17 protein-coding genes are annotated in these 19809 nt (G+C 65.7%); 9 read left to right on the forward strand and 8 right to left on the reverse strand.

Features of this window, described 5'->3' with window-relative positions; translation table 11 throughout:
- The 3 genes from glsA to gltS all read left to right on the forward strand — a co-directional run.
- Positions 1-993 (forward strand): glutaminase A (glsA, locus tag VB716_RS12830; protein ID WP_323270701.1); only part of this gene is annotated, 993 nt, incomplete at its 5' end.
- Positions 994-1071: 78 nt separating this feature from the next.
- Positions 1072-1539 (forward strand): hypothetical protein, encoded by a 468-nt coding sequence (locus VB716_RS12835; protein WP_322758458.1) that lies wholly within the window; start codon positions 1072-1074, stop codon positions 1537-1539.
- Between the two features lie 46 nt (positions 1540-1585).
- Entirely contained in the window at positions 1586-2779 is a 1194-nt protein-coding gene (gene gltS / locus VB716_RS12840) for a sodium/glutamate symporter (protein ID WP_322758459.1), read from the forward strand.
- A gap of 12 nt (positions 2780-2791) precedes the next feature.
- On the opposite strand, the gene VB716_RS12845 is transcribed toward gltS, so the two are convergent.
- Positions 2792-4177: a carbohydrate porin gene (locus VB716_RS12845; protein ID WP_323270702.1), complete on the reverse strand. Its 1386-nt coding sequence runs from the start codon at positions 4175-4177 to the stop codon at positions 2792-2794.
- 450 nt (positions 4178-4627) lie between these two features.
- Here VB716_RS12845 and VB716_RS12850 point away from each other — a divergent pair, with 450 nt between their 5' ends.
- The 5 genes from VB716_RS12850 to VB716_RS12870 all read left to right on the forward strand — a co-directional run bounded on the left by VB716_RS12850 (position 4628) and on the right by VB716_RS12870 (position 8345).
- Positions 4628-4855, forward strand: a complete 228-nt coding sequence (locus VB716_RS12850; RefSeq protein WP_231597995.1) for a high light inducible protein — start codon at positions 4628-4630, stop codon at positions 4853-4855.
- Positions 4856-4933: 78 nt separating this feature from the next.
- Positions 4934-6487 carry a carboxypeptidase M32 gene (locus VB716_RS12855; protein WP_323270703.1) on the forward strand — a complete coding sequence of 518 codons (1554 nt, stop codon included), beginning with the start codon at positions 4934-4936 and terminating at the stop codon, positions 6485-6487.
- A gap of 70 nt (positions 6488-6557) precedes the next feature.
- Entirely contained in the window at positions 6558-7145 is a 588-nt protein-coding gene (locus VB716_RS12860) for an inorganic diphosphatase (protein WP_322758461.1), read from the forward strand.
- 132 nt (positions 7146-7277) lie between these two features.
- A complete protein-coding gene (locus VB716_RS12865) occupies positions 7278-7985 on the forward strand; it encodes a L,D-transpeptidase (protein ID WP_323270704.1) in 708 nt (235 codons plus the stop codon).
- A 150-nt stretch (positions 7986-8135) separates the two neighbouring features.
- The gene (locus tag VB716_RS12870) at positions 8136-8345 is read left to right on the forward strand and encodes a hypothetical protein (RefSeq protein WP_323250317.1); all 210 of its coding nucleotides are present in this window, start codon (positions 8136-8138) and stop codon (positions 8343-8345) included.
- Here VB716_RS12870 and VB716_RS12875 read toward each other — a convergent pair.
- The 7 genes from VB716_RS12875 to rpoD all read right to left on the reverse strand — a co-directional run bounded on the left by VB716_RS12875 (position 8275) and on the right by rpoD (position 17129).
- Entirely contained in the window at positions 8275-10350 is a 2076-nt protein-coding gene (locus tag VB716_RS12875; RefSeq protein ID WP_197170546.1) for a chloride channel protein, read from the reverse strand. The genes VB716_RS12870 and VB716_RS12875 overlap by 71 nt on opposite strands.
- Before the next feature lie 27 nt (positions 10351-10377).
- Positions 10378-11343: a hydroxymethylbilane synthase gene (hemC, locus tag VB716_RS12880; protein WP_197156705.1), complete on the reverse strand. Its 966-nt coding sequence runs from the start codon at positions 11341-11343 to the stop codon at positions 10378-10380.
- A gap of 186 nt (positions 11344-11529) precedes the next feature.
- Positions 11530-11946: a DUF1824 family protein gene (locus tag VB716_RS12885; protein WP_323250320.1), complete on the reverse strand. Its 417-nt coding sequence runs from the start codon at positions 11944-11946 to the stop codon at positions 11530-11532.
- Entirely contained in the window at positions 11946-12590 is a 645-nt protein-coding gene (locus tag VB716_RS12890; RefSeq protein WP_322758465.1) for a phosphatase PAP2 family protein, read from the reverse strand. The genes VB716_RS12885 and VB716_RS12890 overlap by 1 nt, the downstream gene beginning before the upstream one ends.
- The gene (locus tag VB716_RS12895; protein WP_231605378.1) at positions 12590-14374 is read right to left on the reverse strand and encodes an ArnT family glycosyltransferase; all 1785 of its coding nucleotides are present in this window, start codon (positions 14372-14374) and stop codon (positions 12590-12592) included. Before VB716_RS12895 ends, VB716_RS12890 begins: the two co-directional genes overlap by 1 nt.
- 108 nt (positions 14375-14482) lie before the next feature.
- The gene (locus VB716_RS12900; protein WP_323270705.1) at positions 14483-15592 is read right to left on the reverse strand and encodes a glycosyltransferase family 2 protein; all 1110 of its coding nucleotides are present in this window, start codon (positions 15590-15592) and stop codon (positions 14483-14485) included.
- Positions 15593-15665: 73 nt separating this feature from the next.
- Positions 15666-17129, reverse strand: a complete 1464-nt coding sequence (rpoD, locus tag VB716_RS12905; protein WP_323270707.1) for an RNA polymerase sigma factor RpoD — start codon at positions 17127-17129, stop codon at positions 15666-15668.
- A gap of 669 nt (positions 17130-17798) precedes the next feature.
- Between rpoD and priA the strand changes: the two genes are divergently transcribed.
- The coding region (gene priA / locus VB716_RS12910; protein ID WP_323270706.1) for a replication restart helicase PriA at positions 17799-19809 on the forward strand (2011 nt) is incomplete at its 3' end.

Here is a 19809-nt window from a genome sequence, read left to right on the forward strand (position 1 = left end):
CGCCTGCCCACCATGAGGTCCGTATCCGAATGGGTGTCCACCGGCCACTTACCCACCGCAGAGGTGGTGGAGGATCTGGTGGCGGAGGCCCATCGGCGATTCTCTCCCGTGCTGGATGGCCGGGTCGCCGATTACATTCCCGCCCTGGCAGCGGCGACTCCCGAACATTTCGGCCTCTGCGTATCCAGCAGTGGAGGCGCGTTGTTCGAAGCGGGCGAGGCTCGGCTGGCCTTCAGTATTCAGAGCATCTCGAAGCCATTCCTGTTTGCTTTGATCTGCCAGGCGATTGGTGAGGCTGCTGCCCGCGAGAAGCTTGGGGTGAACAGTACCGGCCTGCCATTCAATTCTGTCCTGGCTGTGGAGCGCAGTGGTGAAGGTCTCTCCAATCCGATGGTGAATGCTGGGGCGATCGCTGCCACTAGTCTGGCTCCTGGCGCCACCATGGAGGACAAGTGGGCCTTCATTCAGGACGGCTTCTCCCGTTTTGCAGGTCGACGCCTCGAGATCGATCAGGTCGTCTGCGAATCGGAGCTGGCCTCGAATCGGCGCAATGCCGGCATCGCCACCCTGCTCAGTGATCACGACCGCATCTGGTGGGATCCCGAAGAAGCCACTGACCTCTACACCCGCCAGTGTTCCCTCAGCGTGACGGCCTCAGACCTGGCGGTGATGGCGGCGACCCTGGCCAACGGTGGTCGCCAGCCCGTCACGGGCGAGCAGGTGATCGATGCGGTCCACTGCCAGCATGTGCTGGCGGTGATGGTCACCGCCGGGCTCTACGAAACCTCCGGCGACTGGCTCTATGCCACCGGGCTCCCCGGCAAGAGCGGGGTGGCGGGCGGCATGATCACCGTGGCACCCGGAAAAGGTGGGCTGGCCACGTATTCAGCGCCTCTGGATGAGGCGGGTAACAGCGTGCGCGGTCAACTCACCGCCAGGTTCCTCTCGGAAGCACTGGGACTGAACCTCTTTGCTTCCAGGCCGGAAGGATAAGGGGGCGCTGTAGTGGATTTGTCCATGCCCAACGCGGAGTGGGCTGTCATGCTGCGTTCTGGAAGTGCCCTTCTGACAATGATTTCGATTCGTCTGATCCAGCCGCTTCTGTTGGCTGCCCTGGCGACTGCTGGATTAGGCGTCGCCAGCGCCAAGGCCAGCTGCAGCTTTCTGATGCCACTGGGTGGCAGTGGTGATCCCGTCGTCTCCAAGCGGATCGGCCCGGATCGCCTGCTGGGCAACACCAACTGGAACACCGACTTCATCGTGGATCGGCCGTTTCGTACTTACCAGTTCTTCTTCACATCGGCGTCCTCGGAGCGGGCCACCTTCCCGATTTCCGCGTTCATGCGCTTCACCGATGGCACCAGCCTGCAGGTGGTGAACGAAACACCGACCTTCGAACCAGGGGCGGGCCGCAAGTTCGGTCCATTCAAGGCCGTTCCTGGTAAGCGGACCAATCTGATGAACTTCCGGGTCGGCTCCAGCAGCAGGCCAGCGGCGATTGGTTTCAGCTATCGCATCTCCGTTCAGGGGTGCGAATGATGCTCCCTCAGGTCTGATCGTTCCCTTGTCCTGCATATGACCCTCCATGCAGTTTGAGAGCTTCGCCACGTTCAATATCGCCATCGTGGTGTTGGCGCTTGGTCGATGGCTGAATCGAAAGATTTCCTTTCTTCGTGAGTTCAATATTCCCGAGCCGGTCACCAGTGGTTTGCTGGTCTGCATCTTGCTGGCGCTGATCCATTCCATTAACGGGATGGAGATCAGCTTCAATCTGATGACACGTGATTTTCTGCTGCTCTACTTCTTTGCGGCGATTGGCCTCAATGCCGATATCAAGACCCTGCTTGCCGGTGGTTGGCCTCTGTTGATCCTGATCGCCTCCACGGTGGTTTTCATGGTTCTTCAGAATCTCACCGGGGTCGGCATGGCAGTGCTGCTGGGATTGGATCCACTCGTGGGGTTGCTGGGCGGGTCCGTGTCCCTGCTCGGTGGCCATGGCACGGCCATCGCCTGGGCGCCGCGCTTCGCCGAAGCCCATGGCATCAGCAATGCCCTGGAAATCGCCATTGCCTGCGCCACCTTCGGCCTGGTGCTGGCCTCCCTGATGGGAGGACCGATCGCCCGCATTCTGATTCTGGGTCAACAGCTGAAGCCTGCTCAGGCCATGGATCCAGAGACCAGTCGCAGATCCGGGAGTGAGCAGGAGGAGGTGACCTATTTCACGCTGCTGCGAACCCTCTTCTGGCTCAATGTCAGCCTGGGTCTTGGTGAGCTGCTGCACGAAGCCCTCAAGGCCGCCGGCAGCAACCTGCCCCTGTTCGTCTGCACCCTGTTCGCGGCGATCTTCCTCACCAACACCGTGCCGCGGCTGCTACCGATCCGTTGTCTGGCGCCGCCCCGTTCCCTGGCCATTGTCTCGGATATTTCCCTGGGCATCTTTCTGACGATGTCGCTGATGAGCCTGCAGCTCTGGACGATCGCCTCCCTGGCTGGCCCGATCCTGGCCATTCTGGCCGCGCAGTTTGTGCTCACCTTCCTGTTCGCCTTGTTCGTGGTGTTCAAGGTGATGGGGGGTGACTACGAAGCCGCTGTGATCTGCGCCGGCTTCGGCGGGAGCTCCCTGGGTGCGACCCCCACAGCAATGGCCAACATGTCGGCGGTGGCTCAGCGGTACGGACCGGCCCACAGGGCCTTCATTGTGGTGCCGCTGGTGTCTGGCTTCTTCGTGGACATCAGCAACGCCGTGGTGATTCAGCGCTTTCTGAATTGGTTCGGTTGATCACACACGCAGTCAGAAGCGCAGCGTCGTTCGGATCACTCCGGCCCAGACGCCAAGGGTGGGGTTGCCGGATGGAGTTGGGGACAGAAGCGCCTCGGAGAGATCCAACGTCGTGGTCATGGCGCCGCGAGGGCGGCTCAGCCAGAAGACCGCTGGCGTCAGGGTGAGACGGTCACTGACCTCGATCCTGTAGGAGAGCTCGTAGGCGAGGCCGCCGTCGTTGATGGAGCTCAGCCCGGGGGCCTGGATGGCCGTCACATGGGCTGGGGACCCCACGGCGAATCCCAGGCTGTTGCCCTGGCCCAGCACATCGCTCCAGACCAGACCGGCATACCAGGACCTTGTACGGATGCTGGATCCATCGGCTACGGGAGTGCGACCGAAACGGAAGCTGTCGTGGCCCCAGCCCACACTGATCGAAGGCAGCCAGCCGGAGGAGCGGGGTTGCCAGTAGCCCGCCACGGACCAGGAGCCGAGGCTTCCCTGGCTGGACTCTTCGGCCAGCTGGCTGGCCAGAGGTGTCCCCCTCAGCCTCACCTGGGCGCCGCTGAGGGTGTAGGCCCCGGTGATGTTCCATTGGGGTCGGGTCAGGGCCAGTTGGATGGTGCTGGTCTGGCCGGAGTTCGCCGAGAACAGGCCGCCGCCCTGGGCAGAGCTGCCGGCTCGGCCGGCGACGTACGCAAAGCCGAGGCTGAGACCCTGCAGCGAGCCCTTGGGCTGCCACCAGGCACCGAAGCCTCCGCCGAGCCGCTTGCTGTAGGCACCCGGTGCTCCGGCGTACTGGAACAGGTCGAGAATGGGGGACTGGTTGTAAACGCTCGGCCACACGGGCAGCATGTCGAGTTGCATGATCCGCGCACCGAAGCTGAAGCGGATCTCGGGAGTGAGGGGGATCTGCAGGTAGGCCCTGTTGATGCTGATCTGTTGCACCGCGCAGTTTCCTTCTTCCGCGGTGCAGCCAGGCTCCTGGAAGGCGAAATCCAGCCGCGACAGTGGTGTGGGAGCGTTGGAGACAAAGCCGGATCGGGCGAAGTTGCCAGCGCGGAAGCGGATCCGCAGCAGATCCTGGCCGGTGACGCTGGTGTCGATCGTCAGCCTCGTCTCGTGGTTGAAGCTGAGACCATTGAGCAGGGGAGCTCCCGCTGCCGTGTTGCTGGAGGTCTCGATTGCGCTGCCGGTGTAGTGCAGTGCCCCCAAGGCGCCATTGATCTGCAGTTGCACCGTTGTGGTGGGCGCGAAATGGAGGGCTTCCAGTTTCTCGACCTCCTTCATCGTCTCGATGTCTTCGGTGGCTGGCTGGGGCGCCTCAATCGGGATGTCCTGGGCGAGCAGGGGGGCTGTTGCACTCACCATCCAGGCCACCGCGCAGCACCGAAACCAGGGCTGGATGGACCTCATGCTGTTGGCAACCCCGTCTGCATGCCATGTCGGTTCGTTCTCCAGCCTTTGACAGGGTTGTGACCGGCATCGTGTCGATCACCGCACAGGTCGACATCGGGTACGGGTTTCACTCTCCAGCGCGCTGATGTGCCCCATCCTGCGGATCAGAGGGGGCAGGGGAAACCGCCCTTCACCTGACCACACAGCCTGGAAAAGGTTGAAAACGTCATTCTGGCTTTACGGTGTTGTCATGAAGAGGAGCCCCTGACAGTCATTGATCAGGGCATCGTCGAAGCGCAACATAGTTCTTGCTACTTCCATGGGCCTGGACGCCATGGTTGTTTTCCAGCACGCGTTCCTTCTTCAGGACACTTACAGACTTCACTCGCAGGACTCATCGTCATGTCGGCTTCAACAAAAACCGCAGCACAGGTCCACGTCAAAAACTATGCCGAATCAGAAGGCGGGATGTGGGATTCTCAGGAGCCCCAGCTCCTCGATCCGCGGGTCATTGAACCACGCATGTATCTCGCCAGCGCAGCCAGTCACAGTGGCTGGGGTTTCCACAGCCGTGCCGAACTCCTGAATGGTCGCCTTGCCATGCTTGGTTTCGTGATCGGCCTGGCCATTGAGGCCCTCTCCGGCCAGGGAATCCTGCAGCAGCTTGGCTTGGGTGCCTTGCTGCAGCACGGATGATCAGCTGCGGCCCCATCGGCCCGCCAGACTGCAGAACCAGGCCGGCGCCATGCTGGCCTCCAGCAGTGGTCCGTCTTCATGGCCCCCTCGGGTTCGACCCTTGAACGCCTGCGCAGCCATCTGCACCAGACCCGGCTGCTGGGCTCGATCAGCAGTGCCCTCTACTACGACCAGAACACGGTGATGCCAGCGGCTGGGGCCGCCTGGCGAGGGGAACAGCTGGCCCTGCTGGCCGGCCAGCTGCACGAGCGCCAGAGCAGCGATGAGCTGGCCGATCTGGTGGCGGCGGCTGAGGCCGAGCTCGATCCTGAAGCTCCGCCGCAGCGGCGTCGCAATCTGCAGTTGCTGCGGCTGGAGCAGGAGCGTCAGCGCTGCCTCGACCCAGAACTAGTGGCCGCCCTGGCCATGGCCCAGTCACGCGGCAATGCGGTCTGGCAGGACGCCCGGGCGCGCAACGACTTCGGCGCCTTCGCGCCGGCCCTGACCACGTTGATCCGGCTGCGGCGTGAGCAGGCCAGCCAGCTGGCCGACGCCGAACCGGTGCTCCGCAGCCCCTGGGAGATCCTGGCCCAGCCCTTTGAGCCGGATATCAGCGTGGCGAGGCTGGAGGCATTGTTTGCCCCCCTGAAGGCCGAGCTTCCGGCTTTGCTGGACCAGGTCACCTCTGCTGCAAACACAGCGGCTTCCACCACAGCAGCTGCCAGTGCAGCAGTGCCCACTGCCGACCTGCCCGAGGGCCTGCAGGAGAGTCTCTGCGCGGCGCTGCTCGACGACTGGGGCTATGACCCCAGCCGCTGCCAGCGCTCCCGTTCCGCCCACCCCTTTTCCTGCACGGTTGGCCCCCAGGACTTCCGCATCACCACCCGGGTGGTGCCTGGCCAGCCGCTTTCAGCCTTTCTGGCCACTGCCCACGAGTGGGGCCACTCCCTCTATGAGCAGGGCCTGCCTCAGTCCGACGACCATTTCTTTCCCTGGCCCCTGGGAGAAGCCACCTCCATGGGTGTGCATGAATCCCAGTCATTGTTCTGGGAGTGCCGGGTGGCCCGCAGCCGCGCCTTTGCCAACCGCTGGCATCCTCGCTTCCGCGACGGTCTGGGGGCTGATCCCTGGGGAGGCGCCGCCGGCTTCTGGCGCTCCCTCAACCCACTGCGGCCGGGCCTGATCCGGGTCGAGGCCGATGAACTCAGCTACGCCCTGCACATCGTGATGCGCTTTGAGCTGGAACTGGCCTTGCTGGAGCAGGGGATGCCGGTCGAGGACCTGCCGGAGCAGTGGAACCGCCGCATGCGCGACCTGCTCGGAATCCAGCCACCCAACGACGCCCAGGGGTGCCTTCAGGACATTCACTGGGCCGAAGGACTCTTCGGGTATTTCCCCTCCTACGCCCTGGGCCATCTGATCAGTGCCCAGCTGGCCGAAGCCATGGAGCGGCGGACTGGTCCGATCGAGGAATGCGTGGCGGAGGGTCAGGAGGAGAGGCTGCGCGGCTGGCTGGCGGAGCAGGTCTGGCCGCTGGGTCGCTCGGTGAACGGCGAGGAGCTGGTGGAGATGGTCACCGGCCAGCCCTTGCGTGCGGATCCGTTCCTGACCTATCTCAGGCAGAAGGTGCTCCGTCTGCTGGCTCCGGACTGAGTGCCTGATGGGATGGCGAAGCGGTCTGGGGCGATCCGTAGGATGCCCGCCAGCCGTTTTGAAGTGCTTCATGGCGAACATTGATCAAGCCCCAAGCCGCATGATGATGAATCTGCTGCATGTGCTGCCGGCCTTCGCCGATGAAGCGGAACTGCGGCTGAACACGATTGTGGAGCTGAACAGCAACACCATTAACAAATACGAGCTGATCACCGAAACCGGGCAACTCAAGCTTGATCGTGTTGGCTATTCCTCCCTTGCCTATCCTTTTGCCTATGGCTGCATCCCCCGCACCTGGGATGAGGATGGCGACCCGCTTGATATCGAAATCGTGAGCGTGACCGAACCTCTGGTGCCCGGCAGCCTGGTGGAAGCCCGCATCATCGGCATCATGAAATTTGATGATGGCGGTGAAGTGGATGACAAGGTGATTGCCGTGTTGGCTGATGACAAGCGCATGGACCACATCACCTGCTACACCCAGCTCGGTGATCACTGGCTCAAGGAAACCCAGTACTACTGGGAGCACTACAAAGATCTCAAGAAGCCTGGCACCTGCCGTGTCAATGGCTTCTTCGACAGTGCTGAAGCCGTGAAGATCATCAAAGAGTGCGAAGCGCGTTATCTCGAGGTCATCGAGCCCCAGCTGGTCGGCTGATCCTCATCGGAGCCTCCCGACCAGAGGCCGGCAGGGCTGGGGGCCAAGGAGCCTTCGGTTCCAAGCGCCACTCAGCGGGGCTCCCTAGTCTTCTTTGCAATGACGTTGTCTCTTCCAATCACCTTGACAGCCATGGTGCGCTTTCTTCACTCCCGGTCTGTCGCGGCACTGATAGCCCTGCCTGTACTGGCGAGTGCTGGGTCCCTGGGTCTGGGCGCCACCGCCGTGGTGGCGGAAGAGGCCACGTCGTCTTTGCCTTCAGCTGGCGAGTCACCTGCCACCGGACCCGCTGTCAACCAGCCCCAGACAAGCCTTTCGACTCCCGCAACAACGGCTCCCGCAGCAACGACTCCCGCGACGGTGGTTTCCCCTGACACGCCGCCTCCAGGGGCCGCTCTGGCTGGACCTGGGGCTGCTGACGCTGCCACAGCGCCGATCACCCGTGAGATCCTCCTGGAGCTTGGGCGGCGCACCATCAGCCTGCGGGAGAACGGCAAGGTGATCAGCAGCTGGCCAGTCGCCATCGGTGATCCCAGGACCCCCACCCCCACGGGCCGCTTCAAGGTTGAGAACAAGGTGGTCAATCCTCAGTACCAGAGCACGAAGAGCGGCAAGATCAACCCTGTCGTGGGTGCCAATGGTCCGCTGGGTGATCGCTGGCTCGGCTTCAAGAGCAGTGGCGTAAACCAGTACGGCATCCATGGCACTCCCAGCGCCTGGTCCTGGACCGTGAGTTCCCGCTCGGCGGTCACCAATGGCTGCGTGCGCATGTTGTCCGACCATGTCCGCAAGCTGTTTGACCTGGTCGAGGTGGGGACGCCTGTGGTGGTGACCCGCTGATCGGGCAGGAACCAAAAACATTCTGCAGATCCACCCGCGAAGGCCTAGGTAGGACGGGATCAGCCCGTAGTGTCATGAGCATCTTCGTGATCGAATCAACGCAATCGTTGCTGTTGGCGCGATTGCACGCTTTCGATCTCCGCCGGCTCCATGGCCCGTTCTGTTCCCCTTCGCGCTGGATTTCCGTTGCATCCCTCGGATCACCCCCACAGCTTTGATCCGCTCAACAGCACAGCTCTGAAGTGGTGCAGCAATGGCGAGCTCTCCGAGCTCGATCTGCATCGCATTCTCAGCCGTCTGTCCCAGGTGGATCCGGTGGCGGGTCCGTTGGATCCCCAGGCCTGCGATCTGGCCAGCTGATCTGACGGGCCAGGGCCAGGGCCATGCCATCCCGGCTGGCCAGTCCCCGCAGTCGGCTCAGCGGCAGACCTCGGGCCGGTAGCCCATGGGGCAAAGCCCCCTCCCGGGATTGCGGCAGGTCGAAGACCGGCAGCTGGCGCAGTCCTTGGGAGAGCAACTGTTCCTCCAGTTGAGCCAGGCTGGCGCAAAGTGGTAACCAGACCAGTTCGCCGCGGCGGCAATCCAGCAGCCGCGGCTCACTGTCCATGGCGCAATCGTCGGCGGGACGGTTCGTTTGCTTATCCAGGCGGTGCGATGGGCCCTCTTGGGCGATCTGCTGGGTCGTCCAATGCTGTTTGGCGCTGAGGACCCGTTGCAGGTCCGGCAGGGTGACCAGCCCCATGGCCCACTCTCCCTCGCTGACGATCAAGGCGTGGCCATGGCAGGCCACCAGTTGATTCAGCGCCTGAAGAACCGGTGTATCTGCCTCCAGCACCAGAGGAGCTTCCGGTTCAAACGCCTCCGCCACCGATAAAGCCGTGAGTCGGCCACGCCGCTCCTCCTCCATCGGATCCGGTCCCAGCAGGCCGGGATCGTGCAGCCCCTGCCAGCGTTCCACCAGGGCCGCACTCAGACCGGCGGCTGCCATCAGCGGCAGCACGATGCGGATGTCGCGGGTGAGCTCGAACAGCAGCAGCAGGGCCGTGAGGGGAGCCCGGGCGCTGCCGGCCAGCACCGCCGCCATGCCCACCATGGCGTAGGCCGGCGGTTCGGCCACCGGCAGATGCAGACCGCTGTCTCCAAGAATCTGGCCGTAGCAATTGCCCAGCACCGCCCCGAGAAACAGTGATGGTGCGAAGCCGCCGCCCACGAATCCGGTGGCACTGCTCACGGCCGTGGCGAGCACCTTGACCACGAGCAGCACCGCCAGGGTGAGCAGGGGGATGCCGCCATCGCGGCCCAGCAAGGCTTCAATCGTGTCGTAGCCCACCCCCAGCACCTGGGGAAACAGCAGGGCCATGCCACCGACGGCAGCACCGCCGAGGGCGGTGGGCAGTCCAATCGGCAGGCGCCCCAGCCACTGCTGCAGCCTCTGGCTGCGCCCTGCGGCCAGCAGGCTGATCAGCAGCCAGGACATCAGGCTGGAGGCCACTCCCAGGCCGAGATACAGCGGCAATTCCAGGGGTGAGCGCACCTCGTAGGCCGGCAGCCTCAGGATCGGGGTATCGCCGAGGCAGAGCTGGGTGACCAGGCAGGAGGCCACTGCTGCCACCAGCACGGCCCGCACGCTGGGACGACCGGGAATCGCACTGAAACTGCCCTCCAGCGCGAAAAACACGCCGGCGATCGGTGCCTTGAAGCCGGCGGCCAGTCCGGCGGCCACCCCGGCCGCCACCAGTGTCTTCTGACTCTGGGGTGTCAGCCTGCCGCGTTCGCCCACCCAGAGGCCGATGTTGCCACCGCCCTCAACGCTGGGCCCTTCGGGGCCGAGGGAGGCGCCGCTGCCGAGGCTGAGCGAGGCTGCCACCAGCCGCAGCAGCGGCAGTTTCGGGGTGGCCGGCTGGCTGCCTTCCGCCATCGCCTGCAGGCTGGGCAGGCCAGGGCCGAGATCCCCGCCGATCCGGCGCAGCACCCCCACGGCCAGGCCCCCCACTGTCGGGACCACCACCACCGGCCAGAGATCCAGCCAGCCCGGCGCCGTTGGCAGGGGTGGCGGCGCCGGCAGCGGTGGAGCCGGTGGTGGCGGCAGGAATCCCAGGCCCCCCAGGCCGATCTCCAGCAGGGCCTTCAGCGGCGTGCTCCCTTCCGGCGACAGGGAAGGCAATTCCGGGGCCGGTGGCGCGGTGGAGGTTCCCAGGCTCAGCAGACCTTCCACGAAGGGGCCGAACAGGAAATTGTTGATGAAGCCCAGCAATTCATGGAACCCCACCACCGCCAGGCCGGTGGCGGTGCCCACCAAGGCGGCCCAGGCCAGCAGATTCCACTGGAAGGGCAGGGCCGTGGCCTCGGCGGACGACTGCTGCATGGCCGAGGCCGCGACCGCCTCGCCGCTTCAGGCCTCGGGCCGGACGCTGGCGAAGATCTCCTGCAGGATCTCGCCGGCGCCCTGCTGCTTGAGCGTGTGGGCCAGGGCGATGCCGATCGCTTCCGGATCCTCCTGGGGGCCACGGGCCTCGTCGCGGATCAGGCGCAGGCCATCGAGGCTTGCCACCATGCCGGTGAGCACCAGGTCGCCGCTGCCGTCCGGCCCCTCGAAGCGGGTGTTGACTCCGATCGGCACCTGGCAGCCGCCCTCCAGTTCCCGCAGGAAGGCCCTCTCCGCCAGGCAGCGGCGGGCAGTGGGGGTGTGCTCCAGCACCTTGATCTGCTGCAGCACGGCCTCGTCACCCTCGCGGCACTCGATGCCCAGGGCGCCCTGGCCCACGGCATGCAGAGAGATCGACGGGTCGATCAGTTCGTGGATGCGGTCGCCAAGGCCGAGGCGACCCAGGCCGGCTGCCGCCAGAATCAGGCAGTCGAACTCGCCGGAGTCGAGTTTCTCGAGGCGGGTGATCACATTGCCGCGCACATCCTTGAAGACGAGGTGCGGATAGTGGTGCCGCAACTGGGCCAGACGGCGCAGCGAGCTGGTGCCCACCACAGCTCCTTCCGGCAGGGTGGCCAGGGTCTTGTCCCTGTGCGTCTCGTGCACCACCAGGGCATCGGCCGGATCCTCCCGTTCGGTGATGCAGCCCAGCATCAGCCCCTCGGGCAGGTTGGTGGGCAGATCCTTGAGGCTGTGAACGGCGATGTCGGCCTGGTCCACCAGCATCTGGGCTTCCAGTTCCTTGGTGAACAACCCCTTGTCGCCGATCTTGGCCAGGGCCACATCCAGGATCTTGTCTCCCTGGGTGGCCATCGCTTCGATCGAGATCTCCAGGCCGCCATGGGCCTTGGCCAGCTCATCGCGCACCCAGTGGGTCTGCACCATGGCGAGCTGGCTGCGGCGGGAGGCAATGCGCAGGGTGGAGCCGGCCATCGAAAACCTTCGGTTGGCAGTCGAGCTGCCGATCAACAGCCGCCCAGCCTAAGGACCGGCCCGCTCTCGTCAGCCAGCAGCGCGATGCTCCGTGATCTGCCGATGCATCAATCCAGCTGCTGACGCATGAATCCAGCAGCTGATCAGTCATCCCGGCGGGCGTTCAGCCGAAGAACCGGCGGGCGTTCAGCCGAAGAAATCAAGGGGTAGTGGTCCCCAGGTGTCCTCTGCCTCCGGATCGGCGGGGCTGTGGCCGCTGATCAGCAGTCCTTCGCCCAGGCCGTTCTCCTGACGCAGGCTGAAGGTGCCGGTGTTCTGGTTGCCCTTGAGAAAGACCGGCCCAGCCTCGGCCGCCGCTGCGCCGGTGCCGCCCTGCGGGTCATGGCCATTCAGGGGGGCGAGGGGGCTCCAGTCCAGGGCGGCTTCGCAGTGGCGCAGGGTGGCTGTCGCAGCAGCGGCCGACGGGGCCATCACCCCCACGGTGAACCAGTCGCAGGCGGCCAGCCGCTCCTGCAGCTCCTGACGCAGCACCTGCCGTTCAGCCTCCGTGAGGCTGGGGGCGGTGCGCAGTCCGCGCAGGTCGACCAGGGCAGCGACAGCCATCAGGAAGAGGAATCGGCAGGGTTGCGCCAGATTGACAGGCAGACCGTCAGCCAGGCGAGGCCCACGGCTCCGCCGGCGATCAGGTCGCTGGGCCAATGGGCCCGCACCACCAGGGTGCTCAGCCACACCAGCGCCACCCACAATCCCGCCCCGAGCGTCAGCGGCCAGCGCAGCCGTGGATGGTGCGCCGCCAGAATCGTCACCATGGCGAAATAGAACACCACCCCGCCGGCGGCATGGCCACTGGGAAAGCTGCGTCCGTCCACCACCAGCAATTTCTCAGGCGGTCTGGAGCGATCGAAGAACGGTTTCAGCATCCGGTCCACGATCAGCAGGATGCCGGCGGTGGCCACCACCAGCATGGCCAGATCCCGCCACCATCGCTTGAACGACACATAGAACAGGGCGGCAAGCACCAGCACGAAGGTGAAGCCCACGCCACTGACCCGATACACCTGAACCAGAACTGTCCGCAGGGGGCCGCGGATGCTTTCGCTGATCCAGTCGAGCACCGCTGCATCGAACCGCGGCGGCTCTTTCGGATCCAGATTCGCCGCCAGTGCGCTGACCAGTCCAATGCAGATCAGAACCGTCAGAACGTCGCTCCAGCGGAGCTGGGGCCGTGGAAGGGACAGGCGCGCCATCAGGAGGCCTTCCGGTTGCGGGATCGCTTGCGCGGACGCAGCTCGTCCAGGGAGACCCGCCAGAGCTCCTGAACCCCGCGCTGACCCAGCCGTTCAATCCGATCGGCCGGCAGAGCGAAGCCATCGAGTTTGTGCCGGTCGCCCAGCAGAAGGGCGCTGACGCTGGCGGGCTGAATGGCGAGCAGGGAGGGATCCTGTTTCCAGAGATCCTTGACGTCGCTGGCATCCCCGAGGAACACGGCCGACCGTCCGCCATAGAAGAGAGTGCTGTAGCGCATGGTGCCCACCACCCACAGGGGTTCGTCCGGGCGGCTCTGGCTGCCCGCCAGCTGTTGCAGCTCACGCAGGGGAAGCTGGCGTTCCCGATCCAGCAGGGGACCAAGGGGTGCCACCACTCCGAACAGGACAGCCAGGAAGCCCGCCAGATTGGGAAGCCAGATCCAGTCGTTGCGGCGGCCCAGCATCAAGGCCAGGCCCACCAGGGCGGCCAGGCCGAGAAGCACCGCCAGCAGCTGGGGTAATCCTGAGGCGCTCAAGGCGGCGGCGAACTGGGGAAAGGCCGGATCGCGGCTGACCCAGCTGGGTGCCAGGGCGGCCGCGGCGGAACCTCCAGCCAGCAAAGCGATGTTCAACCAGCTGGCGAAGGCCCAGGTCGGGGGAGCCTGCCGGTCCCGTCGATCGGTGCTCAGGGGATGCCACAGCAGGGCCACCAGCAGGCTGGCGGCTGGAATGGCCGGCAGGATGTACCCCGGCAGTTTGGTGGCGGCGGCCGAAAAGAACGCCACGATCAAAACCAGCCACAGCAGCAGGATCGCCGGCAGGGCCGGGGCGTCGGCTTGGCGTGCCCGGGCCAGCGGCCAGGGGGCGGCCCGAGCGATCGCCTGGGGCAGGAACGGCGACCAGGGGAGCAGCAGCAGCAGCAGCCAGGGGAGGTAGAACCAGGGCGGTCCTGGGTGGTCATAGAGCACGCTGGTGAAGCGTTCCAGGTTGCTGAAACCGAGGAAGCCGCCGAGGAACGCCTGGCCATGGACCGCCGTGGCGGCGGCATACCACGGCAGGGCGATGCCGCAGAACAGCAGGGTCATCGCGGCCAGGGGGAAGGGCCGCAGCCAACGGGACCAATGGCCCCGCACCAGCAGGTCTGCGCCGATCACGATGGCAGGCAGCAACAGGCCGACCGGGCCCTTGGCCAGCACGGCGATGCCGGCAAAGCAGGCCATGCCCACCCGGCCCATGGCGATCAGGCGCCGGTTGGACGGATCCCGCTCCGCCACCAGATAGCTGAACAGCGCCAGGGTGATGGCGCTGGACAGAAACATGTCGGTGGTGGATGTGCGGCCCCAGCCGATCCAGGCGGGTGTGGTGGCCAGGACACCAGCCGCCAGCCCCGCCCGCGCCACAGCCTTCAGCCGCGATTCCCCAGCGGGCGCCCAGAGCAGCAACAGGCCGAACGTGGCCAGCACCACGGCACTGGCGGCCACTGCCACCGGCAGCCGCGCCGCCGCTTCGGAGACACCGAACAGACGGAAGCTCAGGGCCACCATCCAGTAGCCCCAGACCGGATAGTCGAAGAACGTGCTGTCGTTCCACCAGGGTGTGACCCAGTCGTTGCGCAGCAGCATCTGATGGCCCACTTCCACAAAGAGGGCCTCGGTCTTGTCCATCAGCCCGAGGGATCCGAGGCCGTTGAAGAAAGCCAGCCAGCAGAGCCCGATCAGCCCCACGATTGCCAGCAACGCCAGCCGGATCGGCTGGTCTTCCAGCACGCTCAGCCTGCTCTTCAATCCAGCACTCTGAACATCAGCCAGGTTCTGCAATCCAGCCACGCTGCCGATTGTGATCGACAGGTTAAGGCTCCGCCTCCGGGCCGGCAGGTTGAAGAGCGGGCCGCTTCAGGGGGTGTTCCAGACGAAGCGGGAGGAGGCGGCATAGTTCCAGACAAACACCACCACGATGCCGGCCAGCTGGGCCCAGAAAGTGTCGGGCGAGACGAAGCTGTAGAAGGCCGAGGCGAGGCCCACATTGGCCAGCACCGGCAGGGACGCCACCAGCAGGAATTTGAGCAGGCCCCGCAGCAATCCCAGGCCCCGCAACCGCTGAAAGCGGAAGGTGAGGGCGTTGTTGATCAGATAGTTCGAGCTGGCGGCGGCCACCACGGCCACAGGCAGGGCCTGTTTGAAGCTCAGGCGGTCGCCGGCCATCAGCAGGGCGGTCATCAGCAGCTGCACCGCCACACCGCTGATCCCCACCAGACCGAAGCTGATCGCCCGTCGGGGCAGCAGCCGAAAGCTGAGGCTGTGCAGGATCGAGATCAGGAAGTCCCAGAACACCGCCAGATCAAGCTTAGAGCTGCCGTAGCTGCGGGGCTGAAACGTGAGTGGGATCTCGGCGGCCCTGAGGCGGCCGCCGCTGACGGCCAGCAGTTCGTAGAGGAACTTGAAGCCGTTCACGTCCACGGCGCGGATCAGGGGCAGCACCCTGTCGAGCCGCAGCGCGAAGAAGCCGCTCATGAAATCGCTCAGCGGCCCATAGGCTCGGGCCAGGCTGAAGCGGGCCACGCTGTTGGCCCAGGTGGAGCCGGTCTCCCGGCGGCCGCTGAGACCGCGGATCTCGGCCCCGGGGTGGAAGCGGCTGCCGATCACCAGATCGAGCTCGCCGGCCTGCAGCGTCTCGAGAGCACGCAGCACCGAACCCGGTTCGTGCTGGCCGTCGCTGTCCATCACCACCGCCAGATCTCCGGTGGCATCCAGCAGCCCTTCCTTGATGGCGCTGGCCAGACCGGCCCGGCCGACCCGGCGGATCAGTCGGATCGCCGGTTCGCCATGGGCCAGCTGCCTCACCAGTTCGGCGGTGCCGTCGGCGGAGTCGTCGTCCACCACCAGGATCTCGAGATCGAACTGGCGGCGCAGCGACAGCAACTGAGCCAGCAAAGGCTCAATGTTGCCCCGCTCGTTGTAAGTGGGCAGCACGATCGAGACGCGGACCGGGGCCGGCGTCGCCATCGCAGGGGCCGGCTCGGACGAGGGGAGTGCGCTCAAGGGGTGAACGGGCGCTCCAGGCTCACCAGGCTCAGGATCACTTGATGTATTCCTTGAGCACGCCGTTGCGGTTGGGATGGCGGAGCTTGCGCAGGGCCTTGGCCTCAATCTGGCGGATGCGCTCGCGGGTCACATCAAAGATCTGGCCGATCTCCTCAAGGGTCTTCATGCGGCCGTCGTCGAGGCCGTATCGCAGGCGCAGCACATCGCGCTCGCGTGGGCTGAGGGTGGCCAGCACGCCTTCGAGGTCTTCGCGCAAGAGATTCTTGGCCACGTCCTGCTCGGGATTCTCGATGTCGGCTTCGATGAAGTCGCCGAGGCGGGAATCCTCCTCCTTGCCGATCGGGGTCTCCAGGGAGATGGGCAGCTGGGCACTCTTGGCGATGAAGCGCAGCTTCTCGATGGTCATCTCCATCGATTCCGCGATCTCCTCTTCGGTGGGCTTGCGGCCGAATTCCTGGGAGAGGGTCTTGGTGGTTTTTTTGATGCGGGAGATGGTCTCGTACAGGTGCACCGGCAGGCGGATGGTGCGGCTCTGATCGGCAATGGCGCGGGTGATGGCCTGGCGAATCCACCAGGTGGCGTAGGTGGAGAACTTGTAACCTTTCTCGTGGTCGAATTTCTCAGCGGCCCGGATCAGACCGAGGGAACCTTCCTGGATCAGGTCCTGGAAGCTCAGGCCCCGGTTCATGTACTTCTTGGCGATCGACACCACCAGGCGCAGGTTGGACTGCACCATCTTTTCCTTGGCACGACGGCCGAGCATCAGTCGACGCCGGAACTTGATCACCGGCATGTCCAGCAGGACAGCCCATTCCTTGGTATCGGGGTAGTGGCCCTTGTCGGCTTCGAACTGGCTGGCGAGTTCTTCAAGCTGAAGCAGGTCGGCGATCTTGCGGGCCAGCTCAATCTCCTCATCAGGGCGCAACAGGCGGATGCGGCCGATCTCCTGCAGATAGACGCGGATCGAATCCTCGGTGTAGACGCCCTTCGGCCCCACCTTGATGCTGGCGAGGGCCTTGGCGTCCTTGGCTGATTTCTTCTCGGCGTCCGCTTCGGTGCTGCTGCTGGTCAGGAGCTCATCGGCCGCCAGGTCCAGGTTGGCGGGGGCTCCGGCCACCTCTGCGGTTTTGGCCTTGCTGCTGCGGGACGCTCCCTTGGTGGCAGCGGTCTTTGCGGCAGGGGTCTTGGCAGAAGCGCTCTTGGCGCTTGCCTTAGTGGCGCTGCTCTTGGCGGCTTTTGCGGTCGTGTCCTTGGCGCTGCTCTTGCGGCTGCTGCTCTTGGTGGTGCTGGCCTTCTTCTCCTCGCTGCCCGTTTCGGCGCTCTTGGAGGTGCGACTGGCCCGCGGCTTGGCCTTGCTGGCTTTGGCGGCATCCAGGTCGGCCTCGGCGGCGGGAGGTGTCTTGACGATGACCGACTCCCCGGACGCGCTGGCCACCATCAGGATCTCCGGCGCGGCGGACTTGGCTTTGGCGGTGGGCTGGGCGGCGACTGGGCTCATCGGATGCGGCAAGACGATGGTGTGGGTGGAGCGAGGCTGGGGGATCGGGACGTTCATTCCGGTGGAACGCACCGGTGGAACATCAGGACAATCAGGGATGTCAGGAGTCGTCCGATCGAGAGCGCCCTGACGACAGGACGAGGCAATCGGCAGGTGGAGGCCCCGGGTCAGGAGCCCTGCGGAACGGTTCGGTTCAGAATCAAACGCGGTCGAGTCAGGTCGTTCAGCGCTCTGAAAGCCAGATCAGCCCAGGGCCGGTTCCCTTGAGTCTTCCCCGGTCTGCCCAGAAGGGAGCAAGCGGGAAGGATGCGGCAGCAGAACTGCCGGCCGGACCGTCACTGCGGCTCCACAGGCATAACGGTGCCTGGAAGCATGGCGTGACCGAACCGCTGGAGCGGACCGGTCGCAGGACGTGCGGGGAACCTGATCGAAGGCTGAGAACCTGACCGATGGGGGAGAGGATGGAGAACGGAGCCGAGACAGTGCTGTCAGGGGTGGTCGCAGACCTGGAGGACCTGATCTCAAGGATGGTCCTGCACTTCGGGTCTTCCCTCTGGACGGAACTCTGTCGGGTTCCGACAGCAGCTTTGAAACTGCTCAACGCCATTATCTTAAGAAGACAGGGAGACAGCCGCAACTTCCCTGTCCGTTTTTGACGCCCCTGATCTGGTGCACGGCTTCGTGCAGGTGTGGCTCGAGGCCGGTCGGGAGGGGCAGGTGTTCACCTATGCCAATCCCGATCGGCTCGTTCTGGGGCCAGGGGATCTGGTGGCGGTACGCCTGCAGGGTCGGCGTCATGGCGGTCTGGTGGTGGAGACCCTCGTCGAGGTTCCCCCCGAGCTTCTGGGCCGCACCCTGGAGCCGGTGCTGGAGCTGCTGCAGCCCGCCGCCGTAGACCCACGCTGGCGTGCCTGGATCGCCCAGGTGGCCGATCAGTGCCACACCAGTCTGTTCCGAACCCTCAAGAGCGCTTTGCCGGCCGGCTGGCTGGGCCAGCGCCGCAAGACTTCGCTCAGCCGTGCCTCGGTGGGGGCCGCCGCCCGGGCCCTGGCACGCAGCTGGGTCGCGTTGCCGGCCGAGCATCCGGCTGCTCCTGTTTCCACCACCGAACGGCAGGGCCGTTTGCTGCAGGCCTTGGCCGAGGGGGGAGGCCAGTTGCCACTGACGGCCCTCCAGGCGGTGGAGGGCTGTTCGCCGGCGGTTCTGCGCACCCTGGAGCGGCGGGGATTGCTGCGCCGTTGCCCACCGCCTGCCTCGTCTTCGTCCGATGACCCCGGCGGGCATCGGCTGACGCCGGCCCAGCAGGAGGCCGTCGCGGCGATCGAGGCTGCGGCCCCTGCCCAGGCCCTGCTGCTCTGGGGTGTGACGGGGGCCGGCAAGACCGAGGTCTATCTGCAGGCGGCGGCCTCCTGCCTGGCCAGGGGGGAGAGCGTGCTGCTGCTGGCCCCGGAGATCGGCCTGATCCCCCAGTTGCTGGACCGTTGCCGCCAGCGGTTCGGCGCGCAGGTGCTCGAATATCACAGCGGCATGGGCGACGCCGAGCGGGTGCGGGTCTGGCGGAGCTGTCTGGAGGCGGCTGCCGAGCCCGTGGCCCTGGTGGCGGTGGGAACCCGCTCGGCGGTGTTTCTGCCGCTGCCCCGTCTCGGTTTGATCGTGCTGGATGAGGAGCACGACGACTCCTACAAGCAGGAGAGTCCGATGCCCTGCTATCACGCCCGCGATGTGGCCCGGCTGCGGCTGTCTGGCTCTGGTGCGCGGCTGGTGCTCGGCAGTGCCACGCCGTCGCTGGAAACCTGGCTGCGCTGCCAGGGCGAGGCCGCCGACACCCGGCTGTTGCGCCTGCCCGAGCGGATCGGGGCCCGGCCGCTGCCGCCCGTGCGGGTGGTGGACATGCGGATGGAGCTGGTCGAGGGGCATCGACGCCTGCTCAGCCGGGCCCTGATGGGGCGTCTGCAGACCTTGCAGGAACGCGGTGAACAGGCCGTGGTGCTGGTGCCGCGGCGTGGCTACCGCTCCTTTCTCAGTTGCCGCAGTTGCGGCGAGGTGGTGCTCTGCCCCCACTGCGACGTGGCCCTCACCGTGCACCGCAGTGCCCGTGCCGATGGCGCCGGCCATGAGTGGCTCCGCTGCCACTGGTGCGATCACCGCAGCCCGATCAGCCATCGCTGCGGCCATTGCGGTTCCACTGCCTTCAAGCCCTTCGGTGCCGGCACCCAGCGGGTGATGGAGCAGCTGGCCGCTGAGCTCGAGGGCCTGCGGGTGCTGCGTTTCGATCGGGACACCACCCGCGGCCGCGACGGTCACCGCCGCCTGCTCGAGCGCTTCGCCGCCGGTGACGCCGACGTGCTGGTGGGCACCCAGATGCTGGCCAAGGGGATGGATCTTCCGCGGGTCACCCTGGCGGCGGTGTTGGCCGCCGATGGGCTGCTGCATCGCCCCGATCTGCGTTCCAGCGAGCTGAGTCTGCAGTTGCTGCTGCAGCTGGCCGGCCGGGCCGGCCGTGGTGAGCGACCCGGCGAGGTGCTGGTGCAGACCTACTGCCCGGAGCATCCGGTGATCCGGCACCTGGTGGATGGGCGCTACGAGCAGTTTCTGGTCGAGGAGCTGGCCCTGCGCCGCCAGGCGGGCCTGGTGCCGTTCAGCCGCGCCTGCCTGCTGCGCCTGGCCGGGCCGAGCGCCA

It is taken from the genome of Synechococcus sp. CCY9201 (genome assembly GCF_034931105.1).
Taxonomy (GTDB): Bacteria; Cyanobacteriota; Cyanobacteriia; order PCC-6307; family Cyanobiaceae; genus CBW1002.